General features: G+C 62.5%; 16 protein-coding genes. 8 read left to right on the top strand and 8 right to left on the bottom strand.

Annotation, left to right across the window (positions count from 1 at the left end; translation table 11 throughout):
• Positions 1-6: 6 nt before the first annotated feature.
• Complete coding sequence (locus tag ACQK2M_RS02165; protein ID WP_425416429.1) at positions 7-1,050, top strand: aldo/keto reductase; 1,044 nt, start codon at positions 7-9, stop codon at positions 1,048-1,050.
• Positions 1,051-1,054: 4 nt separating this feature from the next.
• Here the strand turns inward: ACQK2M_RS02165 and ACQK2M_RS02160 are convergent, their stop codons facing one another.
• The 5 genes from ACQK2M_RS02160 to pncA all read right to left on the bottom strand — a co-directional run bounded on the left by ACQK2M_RS02160 (position 1,055) and on the right by pncA (position 5,984).
• Complete coding sequence (locus ACQK2M_RS02160; RefSeq protein ID WP_425416428.1) at positions 1,055-2,893, bottom strand: bifunctional diguanylate cyclase/phosphodiesterase; 1,839 nt, start codon at positions 2,891-2,893, stop codon at positions 1,055-1,057.
• 162 nt (positions 2,894-3,055) lie between these two features.
• The gene (locus tag ACQK2M_RS02155) at positions 3,056-3,523 is read right to left on the bottom strand and encodes a thioesterase family protein (protein WP_425416427.1); all 468 of its coding nucleotides are present in this window, start codon (positions 3,521-3,523) and stop codon (positions 3,056-3,058) included.
• 65 nt (positions 3,524-3,588) lie between these two features.
• A complete protein-coding gene (locus ACQK2M_RS02150) occupies positions 3,589-4,056 on the bottom strand; it encodes a MaoC family dehydratase (RefSeq protein ID WP_425416426.1) in 468 nt (155 codons plus the stop codon).
• 8 nt (positions 4,057-4,064) lie between these two features.
• Positions 4,065-5,375, bottom strand: coding sequence for a nicotinate phosphoribosyltransferase (gene pncB, locus ACQK2M_RS02145; RefSeq protein ID WP_425416425.1), 1,311 nt, complete (start codon positions 5,373-5,375; stop codon positions 4,065-4,067).
• Positions 5,376-5,384: 9 nt separating this feature from the next.
• Complete coding sequence (gene pncA / locus ACQK2M_RS02140; protein ID WP_425416424.1) at positions 5,385-5,984, bottom strand: bifunctional nicotinamidase/pyrazinamidase; 600 nt, start codon at positions 5,982-5,984, stop codon at positions 5,385-5,387.
• A gap of 193 nt (positions 5,985-6,177) precedes the next feature.
• Between pncA and ACQK2M_RS02135 the strand changes: the two genes are divergently transcribed.
• The 3 genes from ACQK2M_RS02135 to ACQK2M_RS02125 all read left to right on the top strand — a co-directional run bounded on the left by ACQK2M_RS02135 (position 6,178) and on the right by ACQK2M_RS02125 (position 8,571).
• Positions 6,178-6,780: a thermonuclease family protein gene (locus ACQK2M_RS02135; RefSeq protein WP_425416423.1), complete on the top strand. Its 603-nt coding sequence runs from the start codon at positions 6,178-6,180 to the stop codon at positions 6,778-6,780.
• 450 nt (positions 6,781-7,230) lie between these two features.
• The gene (locus ACQK2M_RS02130) at positions 7,231-7,818 is read left to right on the top strand and encodes a thermonuclease family protein (protein ID WP_425416422.1); all 588 of its coding nucleotides are present in this window, start codon (positions 7,231-7,233) and stop codon (positions 7,816-7,818) included.
• Between the two features lie 63 nt (positions 7,819-7,881).
• The gene (locus tag ACQK2M_RS02125) at positions 7,882-8,571 is read left to right on the top strand and encodes a hypothetical protein (protein WP_223478842.1); all 690 of its coding nucleotides are present in this window, start codon (positions 7,882-7,884) and stop codon (positions 8,569-8,571) included.
• A gap of 9 nt (positions 8,572-8,580) precedes the next feature.
• Here ACQK2M_RS02125 and ACQK2M_RS02120 read toward each other — a convergent pair whose 3' ends face one another.
• The gene (locus ACQK2M_RS02120) at positions 8,581-8,853 is read right to left on the bottom strand and encodes an usg protein (RefSeq protein WP_223478843.1); all 273 of its coding nucleotides are present in this window, start codon (positions 8,851-8,853) and stop codon (positions 8,581-8,583) included.
• Positions 8,854-9,107: 254 nt separating this feature from the next.
• Here ACQK2M_RS02120 and groES point away from each other — a divergent pair, with 254 nt between their 5' ends.
• From groES to ACQK2M_RS02105, 3 genes are all read left to right on the top strand, one after another.
• Entirely contained in the window at positions 9,108-9,422 is a 315-nt protein-coding gene (gene groES / locus ACQK2M_RS02115; protein ID WP_425416421.1) for a co-chaperone GroES, read from the top strand.
• Between the two features lie 21 nt (positions 9,423-9,443).
• A complete protein-coding gene (groL, locus tag ACQK2M_RS02110) occupies positions 9,444-11,072 on the top strand; it encodes a chaperonin GroEL (RefSeq protein WP_425416420.1) in 1,629 nt (542 codons plus the stop codon).
• A 157-nt stretch (positions 11,073-11,229) separates the two neighbouring features.
• The gene (locus ACQK2M_RS02105; RefSeq protein ID WP_425416419.1) at positions 11,230-12,375 is read left to right on the top strand and encodes a mechanosensitive ion channel family protein; all 1,146 of its coding nucleotides are present in this window, start codon (positions 11,230-11,232) and stop codon (positions 12,373-12,375) included.
• Here ACQK2M_RS02105 and ACQK2M_RS02100 read toward each other — a convergent pair.
• Both ACQK2M_RS02100 and ACQK2M_RS02095 read right to left on the bottom strand, forming a co-directional pair.
• The gene (locus ACQK2M_RS02100; RefSeq protein ID WP_425416418.1) at positions 12,372-13,283 is read right to left on the bottom strand and encodes a ChaN family lipoprotein; all 912 of its coding nucleotides are present in this window, start codon (positions 13,281-13,283) and stop codon (positions 12,372-12,374) included. The two genes, ACQK2M_RS02105 and ACQK2M_RS02100, sit on opposite strands and share 4 nt — an antisense overlap.
• A gap of 82 nt (positions 13,284-13,365) precedes the next feature.
• Positions 13,366-14,259, bottom strand: a complete 894-nt coding sequence (locus tag ACQK2M_RS02095) for a LysR family transcriptional regulator (protein ID WP_425416417.1) — start codon at positions 14,257-14,259, stop codon at positions 13,366-13,368.
• A gap of 100 nt (positions 14,260-14,359) precedes the next feature.
• Here ACQK2M_RS02095 and ACQK2M_RS02090 point away from each other — a divergent pair, with 100 nt between their 5' ends.
• On the top strand, positions 14,360-15,352 hold the full coding sequence (locus tag ACQK2M_RS02090; protein WP_425416416.1) for an NAD(P)-dependent alcohol dehydrogenase: 993 nt from the start codon (positions 14,360-14,362) through the stop codon (positions 15,350-15,352).
• Positions 15,353-15,360: the final 8 nt, after the last annotated feature.

Here is a 15,360-nt window from a genome sequence, read left to right as displayed (position 1 = left end):
ATCACGATGAAGTACCGCAAGCTCGGCCGAACCGGCCTGGATGTGAGCGCGATTTGCCTCGGCACAATGACATGGGGATCGCAGAACACCGAGGCCGAAGGGCACCGGCAAATGGATTACGCCGTCGGCGAAGGCGTCAATTTCTTCGACACGGCCGAACTCTATCCGACGACGCCGGCTTCCGCTGATACTGTCGGCGACACGGAATCGATCATCGGTACCTGGTTTGCCGGGCGCGGCAAGCGCGACGACATCGTTCTCGCCTCGAAGGTTGCCGGTGGTGGCCGGGCCTGGATCGACGATGGCGCGAACCTTTCCGCCGCCAAGGTCCGGCACGCGTGCGAGCGTTCTCTCAAACGCCTGCAAACAGACTATATCGATCTCTATCAAGTGCATTGGCCGGACCGCCAGACCTACCATTTCCGCAAGTCCTGGTTCTGGAAACCCGAGGATCACGACCGGCAGCAGACGCTCGACGTCATCGCCGAAGTGATGGGCGAACTCGATGCGCTGGTGAAGGAAGGCAAGGTGCGCCATGTCGGCCTGTCCAACGAGACGGCCTGGGGCACGATGCAGTACTTGAAACTGTCGGAGCAGAAGGGCTTTCCGCGCATTCAGTCGATCCAGAACGAATACTCGCTCTTGCATCGGCTGTTCGACACGGATCTCGCGGAAGTCGCCGCCCATGAGGATGTCGGTCTTCTCGCCTTTTCGCCGCTGGCCGCCGGCCTGTTGTCGGGAAAGTACCGGACAGGCGAGGTTCCGGAGGGTACTCGGCTTTCGATGCAGCCGGACCTCAACGGCCGCTACCAGGAGCGATCGAAACCGGCGTTGGAAGCCTATCTGGCGGTTGCCGACAGGCACGGGCTCGATCCGGCCCAGATGGCGCTGGCCTTCTGCCTGTCGCGCCCCTTCATGACCGCTGCGATCATCGGCGCGACGTCGATGGAGCAGTTGAAGACCAATATCGGCGCGGTCGATGTCGAGCTCGACGACGCCGTGCTGGACGACATCCTCGAGATCTACCAGCGCCATACGGTTCCGATGTAGGCGATCAGGCCCGTTTTTGCCTGGACTGCAAAGCTGCCGGATCACGTACCGGCAGCGTGGTTCGCAGCAGATCGGTGATCACGGCTGCATCGACTGGCCGGGAGAAAAGGTATCCCTGGCCGAAATCGCAGCCGAGTTCGGCCAGCCTTTCTGCCTGCGCATAGGTTTCGACGCCCTCGGCGACGACATCGAGCCCGGTCTTGCGCGCTATGTCAGCCAGCGCTTCGACGATCGCGGCGCTCGGGACATCGGTCATGAGCTTTTCCACGAAGCTCTTGTCGATCTTGATGACGTCGACCGGAAAATGCAGCAGATGGGTCAGAGATGCGAAGCCGGTGCCAAAATCGTCGAGTGCGACACGGACACCGCGTTTTCGCAGATTGGCCATGGGCTGCGCAACATGGCCTTCCATCAGCACCGTCTCGGTCACTTCCAGCTGCAAGCGATGTGGCGAGAGGCCGGTTCTTTCCAGCGCGGACATCAGCCGTTCCTCGAGATCGTCGGGCCGGAAATCCGCCGTCGCCAGGTTGATCGCGACATGCTCGATCGGCAGGCCTTCGTCGAGCCAGTGGCGCAACTCGTTGAAGGCGAGATCGATCATCTGCGCGGTCAGCCGTGAGGTGTTGCGTGCGTCATCGAACGCCATCTGGAATTCCGATGCCGTCGCGATCCGGCCGTCCGGGCGCCTTATCCGCGCCAGCGCCTCGACACCGGTGATTCGCCCGGTCTCCAGGCTGACCACCGGCTGGTAAAAGGCGATGACCCGGTCCTCGTCCAGTGCTTCCAGCAAATCGCGCGATTCGGCGATACGGCGCAGGATGGTGCTCTTGTGGCTCGGATCGAACTGGACATATCCGCCGCGCCGCATCTGCTTGGCGTGGTAGAGCGCCATGTCCGCGTTCTGGCGAAGCTGTTCGGGCGCGGTTCCGTCGATACCGTTGAGAACGCCGCCGATCGTGACACTGGGCGAAAGCGTTCCGTTCTCTGTCTCGATCGGCTGGGTGACCGCGTCGAGCGCCATATAGGCCTTTTGCCGCAACGAAGCGTGGTCCTTGCATCCCCGGCAAATGATCGCGAATTCGTCGCCGCCAAGGCGGAACGCGTTGTTCTTGCCGGCAAGCGCGGCGAGCCGCTTCGCCACCGAAGCGATTTGCGTGTCGCCGGCGCAATGGCCGAGACTGTCATTCACGATCTTGAGATTGTCGATGTCGATGAGCAACAGGCCGAACGGAGCCGACAACAGCTCCGGATCGAAGAACGCCGTATCGAATGACCGGCGGTTTCCGATTCCGGTCAATTGGTCGCTATAGGCGAGATACTCGTTATGCGCATTGATCTCGGCATATTCGAACGCGATCGCGCACAAATGGACGCAACGCTTGACCAGTTCCTTTTCCGCGTCGTCCGCGCCGCGGTTTTCGCGAAAATAGAAGGCGAAGGTCGCCACTGTGCGACCGTCGCGCGTCTTGATCGGGCTCGACCAGCAGGCTTTGAGCCGGTGCGGCGCGATCAATCCGAGATAAGGCTGCCATTTCGGATCTTTAGCGATATCCGTCGTTTGCACGGGTTCCCCGAAATAGGCGGCGGCGCCGCATGAGCCCACCTCCGGCCCGATGGGCACGCCGTCAAGCGCCTCGGCATAGCTGTCAGGCAGGCTCGGCGCCGCGACCGGTCGGATAAGACCGTTCTCTATGCGCACGATCGTGCAGACGGCATCCGGCGCAATTTGCTCGGCCTCGCGGCAGAGGAGGTCGGCCACGCTGTGGAAGTCGCTGCCTGTCGCGACCGCTTCGAGAATCTTGCCCTGAAAGGCGGAAAGCTTGAGTTGAGCTTCCAGTGTCATCGGCACCTGCCTGTTCGTATCTGCGTCGCAATGCATCATGCGCCCGTTACGATTAGGTTTACTTCAACAGGTATTTCTTCACGAAAATCCCCCACATTTAACTTGAGGTTGCGAAGTCGGGAGGTCGCGTCAACTATGCGAGTGCTGCCAAGATCTCGGGATCTATTTCAGGTGACGGGCCCGATGCCCCGCCGCCGCGATCAGTTCGGTCATCGGCACCTTGCCGTCGGGGCCGAGGAAAAGCCCTTTGACGAAGGCTTGCGCCATCACCTTGTCGCCGCGTTCCATGCGATGCTCGATATAGAGCCACTTTTCATCCCAGCCGATTACTCGCGTTGTCAGGTCGAAGCACTCGAAGACATTGATCGATCGCCGGAATCCGATCCTCGCCGTCGCGATGACCGGATACCATTTGCGCGACCGCATGACCGGCAGGAGCCCCGTGCGCAGGATCAGGTCCAGCCGGCCGAGATCCATGATGGTGAGATAGCGGCCATTGTTCATGTGCAGATTGGTATCGAGATCGTTCGGCCAGCAGCGCAGCGTCACGCGCCCTTCCGCCAGGACGTCCATACGGCCACGCCCCTTTGCGGTCAGGATGACCCAGATAAGGCGAAGGATAAGGTTCATGGCGGCAGTCTCATCGTTCCGAATGGACAGCTCTAACGTTTACGTAAAAGGAAGTCGAGCGTCGCCTAGTCGGGCCGTCGGAAAACCAGCATGTTCACAGTGAAGGTCTGCAGCAGTTCGCCATTCTGGTTGCGGCTCTCGTGGCGAACTGTCGCGAAACCTCGATCCGGTTTCGAGCGCGACGGCTTGACGGCGAGGACTTCGCTGGTCACCCGCAGAACGTCGCCCGGCCGGGTCGGTTGCGGCCATGCTATCTCGCCGCCCGCGCCGATCATCCCGCCGGCGATTTTCGGACCGCTTTCGACGAGCAGTTTCATCGTCAGCGAGGCGACCTGCCAGCCGCTTGCGGCCAGGCCGCGAAAGAACGAATCCTTCGCCGCCTCGTCGTCGGTATGGAAGGGCTGCGGGTCGTATTCCGACGCGAAGCGCCGGATTGTCTCCGTGTCGAGCGGATATTCGCCACGCGCCTCAAATCGCTGCCCGACAAAAAAATCGTCGAGATAGAGTGCGTCCTGCACGTCGGAATTCGTCATGCTTCCCCTCACACATAGACAGGTTTGTCGATCCGTTCTCCCGTCCCGAAAATCCGGAGATACCGCTCGATCTCCGCCGGATCGCCTGTCGCCTTTCTCGGATTGTCCGACAGCTTGACCGCCGGTTTTCCGTTGGCTTCGGTGACCTTGCAGACGAGGGAGATGGCGCGAAGCTGGTCATTGCGGCGCGGCGCGCAATCGACGAAATCATTGGTCAGATTGGTGCCCCAGCCGAAGGCCATGCGCACCTCGCCTTTGAAATGTTCGTGCGTGCTTACGATCGTATCGACATCCAGCCCGTCGGAGAAGATCAGGATTTTCTGTGCCGGGTCACGGCCCTTTTTCCGCCACCAGTCGATGATGCGTTCGCCGCCCTCGACCGGCGGGGCCGAGTCCGGCCGGAAACCGGTCCAGTCGGCCACCCAGTCGGGTGCGTCCTCGAGAAAAGCCGCGGTTCCGAACGTGTCGGGCAGGACGATGCGCAGATTGCCGCCGTAAAGCGCGTTCCAGTCTTCCAGCACCCTGTAATTCGCTTGCGCGATGCCGGCGTCGGTCTCCGCCAGCGCTGCGTAGACCATCGGCAGTTCATGCGCATTGGTGCCTACGGCTTCGAGGTCGTTGTCCATCGCGAGAAGCACGTTCGAGGTGCCGGTGAAAGCGTCGGGAATGCCTTCCTGCAAGGCTTGCACGCACCAGCGCTGCCACAGGAAGGAGTGCCGCCGCCGCGTGCCGAAATCCGAGATCGACAGACCATCGAGCGCCTTCAACCGCTCGACCTTCTCCCACATCTTCGCCTTGGCGCGCGCATAGAGTACGTCGAGTTCGAACGGTCCCATGCCGCGCATCGCCGCGCGCGAACGCAACTCGTTGACGATGGCGAGCGCCGGAATCTCCCACATGGTCGTATGCGTCCAAGGCCCGTGGAAATCGAGTTGGAACTGACCGTCCTTCACCGAGATCTCGTAGTCGGGCAGCTGAAAGTCGGCCAGCCATGCGAGGAACTCCGGCTCGAAGATCTGCTTGCGCCCGTAGAAGGTGTTACCGGCGAGCCAGATATGCTCCTTCTTGGTCAGCCGGACCGACCGTGCGTAATCGAGCTGGTCCCGCAACTCGTCGATGTCGATCTCCTCGGCAAGCCGGATCGACGTCGTTCGGTTGATCAGCGAGAAGGTCGCATTCACATCGGCATGTTGCTTCCAGATCATCTGCAGCATCATCAGCTTGTAGAAATCCGTATCGAGCAACGACCGGACGATCGGATCGAGCTTCCAGGTATGGTCGTGCACACGCCTTGCGATATCGAGAACGCGAAAAACCATGGTGTCGTCCTAGAGAAGATGCACGCCGGCGGCGCGCATCCGCTCGGTCATCGCCGCCAGCGACCCGTCCAGGTCGATCGCGCGGCAGGCCTGCATGACAACCGAAGTCTTGAAGCCGCAGGTCACCGCGTCGAGCGCCGAGAAGCCGACGCAGAAATCCGTCGCCAGCCCGCAAAGCACGACCTCCCCGAACCCCCGCTCTTTCAGGTATCCGGAAAGGCCTGTCGGCGTCTCGTGGTCGTTTTCGAAGAAAGCCGAGTAACTGTCGATCTCCGGTCGGAAACCCTTGCGGATCACGAGTTCCGCTTTCGTCCATTGGAGATCGTCGTGGAATTGCGCGCCTTTTGTCCCTTGCACGCAGTGGTCTGGCCACAGCGTCTGCGGTCCGTAGGAGGCCTCGATGGTCTCGAAGGGCTGTCTGCCCTCGTGCTGTGATGCGAAAGAGGAGTGACCCACCGGGTGCCAGTCCTGCGTCAGGATCACGTGGTCGTGGCTGTCGATCAGGTGGTTGACGAGCGGAACGATCTCGTCTCCGCCGCCGACGGCGAGCGCGCCTCCCGGACAGAAGTCGTTCTGCATGTCGATGACGATCAGCGCCTTGTGCGCCATGGCGGCCTCCCTTTGCCGGTGGCGGTTGCCAAACGAATAGGACACGTACAGGGCAATGAAAAGGCCGCTAAGCGCATCGCCGCCTGAAACCGGCGGCACGATGGCCCACTCCCTCGAATTTGCGTGTTTTCCCGAACGAATTGGTAATGCGGCGGCCCGATAATGCAGCGCAACAAAATTCGCACCGAGATACATGCGCAGCAACCATCCCGATCTCTTTCTTGCCGTCGACACCAATGGACGAGCGGCCCGGTTCCTGTCGACACGCGCGACGATTGCCGCGGCGATCATCGGCCTGTTTCTCGCCGTCGGCGGCGGCACCTGGGCGGTGCTCGCCTCGCATGATCCGGAACGGCGCGGGGCGGCGGCGGTCGAGGAACCGGTTTTCTTCACCAGTTCCGTCAGTCGCGAAAGCAGCCAGGGCTTCGACTTCTACGAGGGAATAGAACCGAGACCGATGGATATATGCCGCGGGCGGCAATTCGAGAACTGCATAATCGACGGCAACACTTTCTGGCTGAATGGCGTGCGCTTCCGCCTCGCCAATGCGGCCGTCCCTCGGGCGGAAGGTCGCTGCATGCGTGAAACGGCGCTCGGCCGCGAGGCCGTCGAGACGCTGAAGCAATTGCTGGATGGCCGCACGATCGAGATCCGCAGCAAGGGCCGCGACAGACAGGCGCGAGTCCTGGCCGTCGTCGAAACGCCCGATGGCGATGTCGGTCGCAATCTCGTCCGCTTCGGCGTCGCGGTTCCATGGAAGGGCCGCGAGGAGCCACGCGAGACCTGGTGCGAGTAGACCTTACCCGGGTTTGCCTTTCTCAAGGAGCGGGCCAACCACCTCGATCCGGTTCGTTCAGACATAACCGTCAAATCCATCCGGTATCTGCCGAAGTTCCGACTCGCTGTCGATGCCGCGTTTCGTGGTCGAATTTAGGTATTCGGCGGCTACGCCCAACAGGCCCGCGCCTCTTCCGGCAACCCCGCCAGAATCCGCTCGAAATCCTCCCCGTTCACATGCCGCCTGAGCACCGACGCGACGGTCCCGAGCGCTGCCTTCGCATCCGCCATGAAGGCGTTGAAGTCGCGCGAGGCGGCAAAAAATTCTCCTGGGGTATCGGCATATGTCCCGTCTAGGCCATGGGCGCATGTCCGGCAATGCCGCGAAGCTGACCCGTCGGCCGCTTGAACGAAAAAGTAAGACCTCGGCCCGCAGGCTCGCATCACGATTCGAACCGGAACGCGTGCCATGGCCACCATCGACGCAAAACGCGGAAACGCCACCTCCCGCTCGCGGTCCAGCAGTCGCCTGCCGTGGCGCACGGCGCTTTTGCTGGTCGCCTGCTTCTCCATTGGCGCGGGCGTTGCGGTGATGCTGCGCCATGTGGACGGTATCGAACTCTCGCGCGTGGGCGCGCTTGTCGACCACATGACCACCAGCGCCTATACGCCTTCCGCACCGCCGGATTTCTCCGCCACGGTAGCGCCGCGCGCCATGCCGATTTGTGGCGTGGGCCGCGGGGTCGATTGCGTGGTCGATGGCGACACGATTTGGCTCGCCGGCGAAAAGATCAGGCTCGTCAATATCGATGCGCCCGAGGTGAAGGGCCGCTGTCGCGCGGAAACGCAGCGCGCTGCTGCCGCCACGCGCGCACTCGCGCGCCTGCTCGACGGCCAGCCGATCCGCATCGTCCGGCAGGGACAGGACCGCTATGGCCGCACACTGGCCGCGATTGCGACATCCGCCGGCGATGCCGGCGCGCTGCTTGTCAGCAACGGCCTCGCCGTCTCGTGGCGCGGCCGCCGCGAGCCGGTGGGAACCTGGTGCGGAGCCTGAAGCGGAACCTTTCGCCAGGCTCGCCGGCTATGGACACACGTTCCATCAAGCCGGGAGACCGCTATGCGCCGCACATCCTTCTTGATCGTCATCGCCGCCACGACCGCTTTGGCCGCCCCGGCCAACGCCCGCTCCACATGCGGCTTCATTGAGGAAATGCAGCCGGGCGAGACGCTTGAACAGCTTGCCGAGCGCTGTGGCACCGAGCCGGGGGAAATCCTGCGCGTCAACGACGCCGATACGGTTGCCGACCTTCCCGAAGGCAAACTGAAAATGCCAGTCTTCGAAGAGGATGCAGTCGATGATTTCCTTGGCAGGGCGCGGATGGCCATGGATGATGCCGGACGGAACATCCGGGATGCGGCCAATTCAGCCGGCAAGACCGTCTCCGACTATCTGGCTGACACGCCGGATTTCAGTCGCGAGATCGCCGAGTTCGGCGATCGCATTGGCTTGCCTGGCGTCGATGCCCAGCCGTCGCGCGGTCCCGAAGTCGACGTCGAGAAAAAGGATGACGGCAAGTTCGAGGTCGAGGCGTCCGGCCTTCCCGGGAACAAGGACGTCAGGATCGGCCTTCGCCGCGGCGACAGCCTGACCATGCTGGATACGGTCGAGACCGACGCTGCCGGCAAGCTTTCGGCCGAAATCGAAGTCCCCGCCAAAACCGTCGAGGCAGGCGGCGACGCGGTCATCGTGGTCGAGACGGCCGACGAGCGCGTGCGGCTCGTCTCGGATGTTCTGGCGCTCGACTAGGGCAAGCCCCTAGTGCAGCACGATCTCGCCGTCCACGCGGCGAAACTCGCCGGGCTTGATCAGCCTTTGGTGCGAGTAGCGCACAGAATGCAGCGGGCCGTCGAGATTGTTCTCCCAGAAATCGAGAAATCCGTACATCTGTGGAAACTCCGGAGCCAGGTCGTAGTCCTGCCAGACATAGGTCTGCAGGATGCCCGGATGGTCCGGCATGCGATAGAGGATATGGGCTGTTGTCAGCCCGTAGCCTTCCAGTTGCAATTCGAAAGCGCTCTTGCCTTGCATTGCCACTCCTTTTCGGACTATTGCACCGAAGAACGCTACGAAAAAATCTGATTCTGTCAATAATATCAGTTTGTTAGCAGCCCATACGGGCGAGTGCTGATTTTTTCTTTCGCTCCTCTTGAATCCGAAAATATCCGAAACCAGATTTCCGGCGCGCGAAGCCGCGATCCGGATCGCGCGCCAGCCGCCGGTTCGAAGGGAACGGCGGCCGGCGGAACTCTCTTCAACATCGTTTGTCCAGGAGGAAAACACGCATGAAGTTCCGTCCATTGCATGACCGCATTCTGGTCCGCCGCATCGAACCCGAGGAAAAGACGGCCGGGGGAATCATCATTCCCGATACAGCCAAGGAAAAGCCGTCCGAGGGCGAGGTTGTCGCTGTGGGCTCCGGCGCGCGCGACGAGAAGGGCGCGATCCAGCCGCTAGACGTTCAGGTTGGCGACCGCATCCTGTTCGGCAAATGGTCCGGCACCGAGATCAAGCTCGAAGGCACGGATTACCTGATCATGAAGGAATCCGACGTCATGGGCGTCATCGAGGCCGAAGCCGCGGCGAAAAAGGCCGCCTGAGCGTAACAAGGGAAAACGAAAATGGCTGCAAAGGAAGTCAAGTTTAACGTCGAAGCGCGCGAGAAGATGCTGCTTGGCGTCGACATTCTCGCCAATGCCGTGAAGGTCACGCTCGGCCCCAAGGGGCGCAATGTCGTGATCGACAAGTCGTTCGGCGCGCCCCGCATCACCAAGGACGGCGTCACCGTCGCCAAGGAAGTCGAACTGGAAGACAAGTTCGAGAACATGGGTGCGCAGATGGTGCGCGAAGTTGCGTCCAAGACCAACGATCTGGCCGGCGACGGCACCACCACCGCGACCGTCCTCGCCCAGGCGATCGTCCGCGAGGGCGCCAAGGCCGTGGCGTCGGGCATGAACCCGATGGACCTCAAGCGCGGTATCGACAAGGCTGTCGACGCCGTCGTCGCCGAACTCAAGGCCAATGCCCGCAAGGTCTCGCAGAACTCGGAGATCGCCCAGGTCGGCACCATCTCCGCCAATGGCGACGCCGAGATCGGCAAGTTCCTCTCCGAGGCTATGGAAAAGGTCGGCAATGAAGGCGTCATCACCGTCGAGGAAGCCAAGACCGCCGAGACCGAGCTCGAAGTCGTCGAAGGCATGCAGTTCGACCGCGGTTACCTGTCGCCCTATTTCGTCACCAACCAGGAGAAGATGCGCGTCGAGCTCGACGACCCCTACATCCTGCTGCACGAAAAGAAGCTCTCCAACCTGCAGGCCATGCTCCCGGTCCTAGAGGCCGTGGTCCAGTCCGGCAAGCCGCTTCTGATCATCGCCGAGGATGTCGAGGGTGAGGCGCTCGCCACGCTCGTCGTCAACAAGCTGCGCGGCGGCCTCAAGATCGCCGCCGTCAAGGCGCCGGGCTTCGGCGACCGCCGCAAGGCCATGCTGCAGGACATCGCCATCCTCACAAACGGCACCTTCATCTCCGAGGATCTCGGCGTGAAGCTCGAGAATGTCACGCTCGACATGCTCGGCAAGGCCAAGAAAGTGGTTATCGAGAAGGAAAACACCACCATCGTCGATGGCGCCGGTGAGAAGTCCGAGATCGAAGGCCGCGTCAACCAGATCAAGGCCCAGATCGAGGAAACCACCTCCGATTACGACCGCGAGAAGCTGCAGGAGCGCCTTGCAAAGCTTGCTGGCGGCGTTGCGGTCATCCGCGTTGGCGGCGCGACCGAAGTCGAGGTGAAGGAGAAGAAGGACCGTGTCGACGACGCCCTGCACGCAACCCGTGCGGCCGTCGAGGAAGGCATCCTGCCGGGTGGCGGCACCGCGCTGATGCGCGCCGTCAAGGCGCTCGAAAGCGTCGAGACCGCGAACCACGACCAGGAAGTCGGCGTGAACATCATCCGCCGCGCAATCGAGGCGCCGATGCGCCAGATCGCCACGAATGCCGGCGCCGAAGGCTCCGTCATCGTCGGCAAGGTCCGCGAGAAGTCCGACTTCTCCTGGGGCTGGAACGCCCAGACCGACGCCTTCGAGGACCTGTTCGCGTCCGGCGTGATCGACCCGCTCAAGGTCGTGCGTACCGCCCTTCAGGACGCAGCCTCCGTCGCCGGCTTGCTGATCACCACCGAGGCCATGGTCGCCGAACTGCCTAAGAAGGAAGCCCCGATGCCGGCCATGCCGGGCGGCGGCATGGACTTCTGATCCGGCCTCAAAGCCTCTGACAGACAATCGACCCGCGGGAACCTTCCCGCGGGTTTTTTGTTGCACTGCGGTAGACTTGCCCTAGCTCAAGGACAAGAATGAGCCTCTCGCGCGCTTTGCGGCGCGGCCACGCCATTACAAACCGCTGCAAGGATCGATGCCGGAAGAGATCGTCGAAACCGCCGAAGAAGCCATAGTCGACACCTATATGCTGGCGTCCCTCTGGGCATGGCCGCTCATACTGCTTGCCGTTGCGATCTTCGTCGGATGGGCCGTCCATGCGCTTCTGTGGCGAGCTCTCGCGCGCATGCTGCGCCGCAGTTCATGGTGGCGGCAGGCGATCGGCCGTGCGCGCAGTCCCGCCCGCCTCGCCATCATTCTGCTCGCTGTTTCGGTGGCGGTCTCCGCCTCCGGCTTGCCGATGGAGTTCAAGGGCGCGGTCTCCAGGACGATCTCGGTCATCATGATCGGGCTGATCGGCTGGACGGCGATCCTGCTGACCAATCTCTTCACCGACCGGTTGATGCGCGGCCATCGCCTTGAAACGGAAGATGGCGAGGACAACGTCCATGGCCGCAAAGTCGTGACGCAGGTCCGCGTGCTGCGTCGAACAGCCAACATCCTGATTTTCATCATCGCCGCCGCCTCCGTGCTTTTGACTTTCGACGGCGTACGCCAATATGGCGTCAGCCTGTTCGCCTCCGCCGGCGTTGCCGGCCTCGCCGTCGGCTTCGCCGCCCGTCCGGTCCTCGCCAACCTGATCGCCGGCGTCCAGATCGCGCTCACCCAGCCAATCCGGCTGGAGGATGTCGTCATCGTCGAGGGCGAGTGGGGCTGGATCGAGGAAATCGGCGCGACCTATGTCGTCGTGCGCATCTGGGACTGGCGGCGCATGGTCGTGCCGCTTTCCTACTTCATCGAGAAGCCGTTCGAGAACTGGACCCGCGAAGGCACCTCGATCATCGGGGCGGTCACCTGGCATGTCGATTACTCGGTGCCGGTGGAGACCCTGCGCGCAAAGCTCATCGAATTCGTGGAGGCTTCGTCGCTCTGGGACGGGCAGGTCGCCAAGATGCACATGACCGATGCGAACGAAAAGACGATCGTTGTGCGCGGCATCATGAGCGCACGCAACTCGATCGCCACATGGGAACTGCGCTGCGAAATCCGCGAGAAGCTCATCGCCTGGCTTCAGGCCGAATATCCGCAGGCCCTGCCGCGCTTCCGCGCCGAGATCTCCCGGTCGGGCGCGGAGGAATATCGCGAAGATCTCCCGGATGGCGCCCGCGCTCCGGTCTCCTAGTTCTTGTCCAGTTGCTTTTCCAGATCCGCGCAATGGTCGCGCGTTTCGCTGCGCTGCGTGAAGCGAATGAAGTCGAAGGGCAGGCCTTGGCCCTCCGTGTCTTCATAGTCGGCGAAGCGCGTAGCGTCCTCCGTTACCTCGAACAATCCGATCGAGACCGTGTCGGCGTTTGGCGCCTTTGTTTGCAGGATGAACGGCACGCCCCAGTCGCTGCGTGCGTGACCCGCACCGGCAATCAGGACCGCACTGTCGCTGCGCCCCGCGTCCAGCATTGCCGTTGCCATGGACAGGTCGCGGGCAAGCTGGACGTCGATCATCGGCGCGATAGCCTCTTCGGGCAGCAGGTCGCAATGGGCGGCCATCAATTCCTCCGCCAGCCGCGCGCCCGTTTCCTCGGGATAGGTGACGTCCGATTCAATGGTAAGAGATTGCTTTCCGATATCGCGGATCACGCTGCGGTCCAGATCGCCGGCGACAAGGGGGAGGCCGAGTTCCAGCGCGACTTCGAAGATCGGGCGGTAGATGGCCCAGTCCGGCCAGCCGCGTTCCGTCCAGCGCAGTTCCGCGCCAAGTGCGTCGAGGTCTGGCGCGGGCGCTGCCATCGCCGCGTCGAGAACCGGTTGCAGGCTTTTCGGAACCATCTCGAACACCACCGCCGGCTCGCGGCCGGCCTCCGCCATGGTGCGGATGATGTCCGCCTGGATCGTGTGATGCACCGAATTGGTGTGGATTTCGCCGACAAGCACGAAATCCGCAGCGACCGCCCGCGCCTCGATATCCGCGTAAGTCGTCTTCGACCCGTCGCCGGTCCATGCGGTGCCGTCCAGGGGATGGCTCCAGGCCGCCGCGTGAAACGCCGTCAAGCAGCCCATTATGACTGCAGCCGAAAGCACGGGGCGTATGGGCATGATCACTCCTATCGTGGTCCTGTCGCGATGCTTGTCGAAGCAATCTGGAAAACAAGTGCCACATGTTCAAGTGGCCGTAACGTCAGCGCTTTTTTCCGAGTTCCTCCGCCAGCATGTCGAAGACGAGGCGCACGCGTCGGCTGGTGTTGAGCTCGCGATGTGTCGTCAGCCAGATCGGAAATTCCATCGGATGGAAATCCGGCAGCACGCGGCGCACGGTCGGTTCACTGTCGCCGATCCGTTCCGGCACGATGCCGATCGCCACGCCGGCTTTGACCAGTTCCCAGTGGACGAGGTGGTTGGCGGTCAACACCGGAAAGTTCGCCGCCGTCAGCGAAAGCCCCATCCGGTTCAACCCGTCCAGCATGACCGATGTCGTGTCGAAGCCGATGAAATCCGCACGCGACAGGTCTTCCGGCGTCGCGGGATTGCCGATCCGTTTCAGGTAGTCGGGCGCGGCGTAGAACCGGGCGAGATCGTCGCCGATCTTCTTCGCGATCAGATCGGGCTGCGTCGGCCGAAAATTGCGGATGGCGATATCCGCCTCGCGCCGCTTCAGGTCGATCGCCGCGTTGGAGGCGACGATTTCGACCTCAATACCCGGCTGCTCCCGTCTCAGCCGCGCCACGACGGGCGGCAGCAGAAAGGCCGAGTAGATCTCGCTTGCAGTTATGCAGATCGATCCCTCGATGGACTGAGCCTGACCGGAGGCGGCGAGCGAAACGAGGCCCGCGGCGTTGCCCATTGCGCGCACATGGTCGAGCAGTTCCAGACCCGCCGGCGTCAGCGTCAGTCCGCGCCCGGCGCGCTCGAACAATACGACGCCGAGTTCGGTTTCCAGCGCGTCGACCTGCCTCCCGAGCGTCGGCTGCGCCATGCCAAGCGCCCGCGCCGCGGCGGACAGCGAACCCTCTTCGGCCGTGACGAGAAACGCCCGGGCCCGGTTCCAGTCGAACTTCACGGAACGCCAATCCATACGATAATGCATACCAGAGCACAGTAATTGGTCAATTTAATATGCGTGAACGCATGGATATATCTGCATCAACGCAATCGATCCTGTTGGAGAAGCCATTATGAAAGCCGTCCTTTACGAGAAATACGGCGATGCCGGAGTCCTGTCCGTTGGCGATGTCGTCCGTCCGGAACCCTGCAAGGGCGAGATTCTGGTCAAGGTCTATTCCGCCGCCGTCACCACCGCCGACTGGCGTCTGCGCGCCTCTGCCTTTCCGGGCGTCATGTGGCTTCCGGGCCGCCTGATGTTCGGCCTTAGCCGCCCGCGCAACCCGATTCTCGGCAATGCTTTTTCCGGCCGCGTCGTCTCGCGCGGATCCGAAGTCGAGCGCTTTCGGCTTGGCGACGCCGTATTCGGCTTCGCGCAGGGAGCCCATGCGGAATATCTCGTCGTCAAGGCCGACGGCGCCGTGGCGCATAAACCGAAAGCGATCACTTACGAAGAGGCGGCAGCCGTGCCCTTTGGTGCGATCTCGGCGCTGGTGTTCCTTCGCGATTTCGCGAAGGTGAAACCCGGCGACAAGGTTCTCGTCAACGGCGCGTCCGGCGCGGTTGGCGTATGGGCGGTCCAGCTTGCCCGCCATCTCGGCGCAAGCGTCACCGGTGTCGCCGGCACCGGCAATCTCGATCTGGTAAAATCGCTCGGCGCGGAAAAGGTCGTCGATTACCGGCGTGAGGATATTGCCGATACCGGCACGGACTTCGATGTGGTGCTCGATCCGGTCGGCAAGCTGCCCTACTCCGTCGCGAAGCGGATGCTGAAGCCCGGCGGGCGCTACGTGCCGCTCGAGTTCAGCGGTCGCGAGATGATCCAGGCGCTGGTCGCGAAGCTGACGGGCGGACCGAAGATCGTGCTCGCGATATCGAACGACAGCCGCGATGATCTCGAATACCTTGCCGGTCTGCTCGACAGGGGCGAAATCCGGGCGGTGGTCGACAGCCGTTTCCCGCTGGGCGACATTACCGACGCGCACCGGCGCGTCGAGACCCGGCATGTGCGCGGCTCAGTGGTGCTGTCGCTTGAAACCCCCGAAGCGGCAGCCGTTGCGGCCTGAGACGGAGG

This window comes from Oricola indica (assembly GCF_965227485.1).
GTDB lineage: Bacteria > Pseudomonadota > Alphaproteobacteria > Rhizobiales > Rhizobiaceae > Oricola > Oricola indica.
This window is presented reverse-complemented; position numbering and strand designations above follow the sequence as displayed.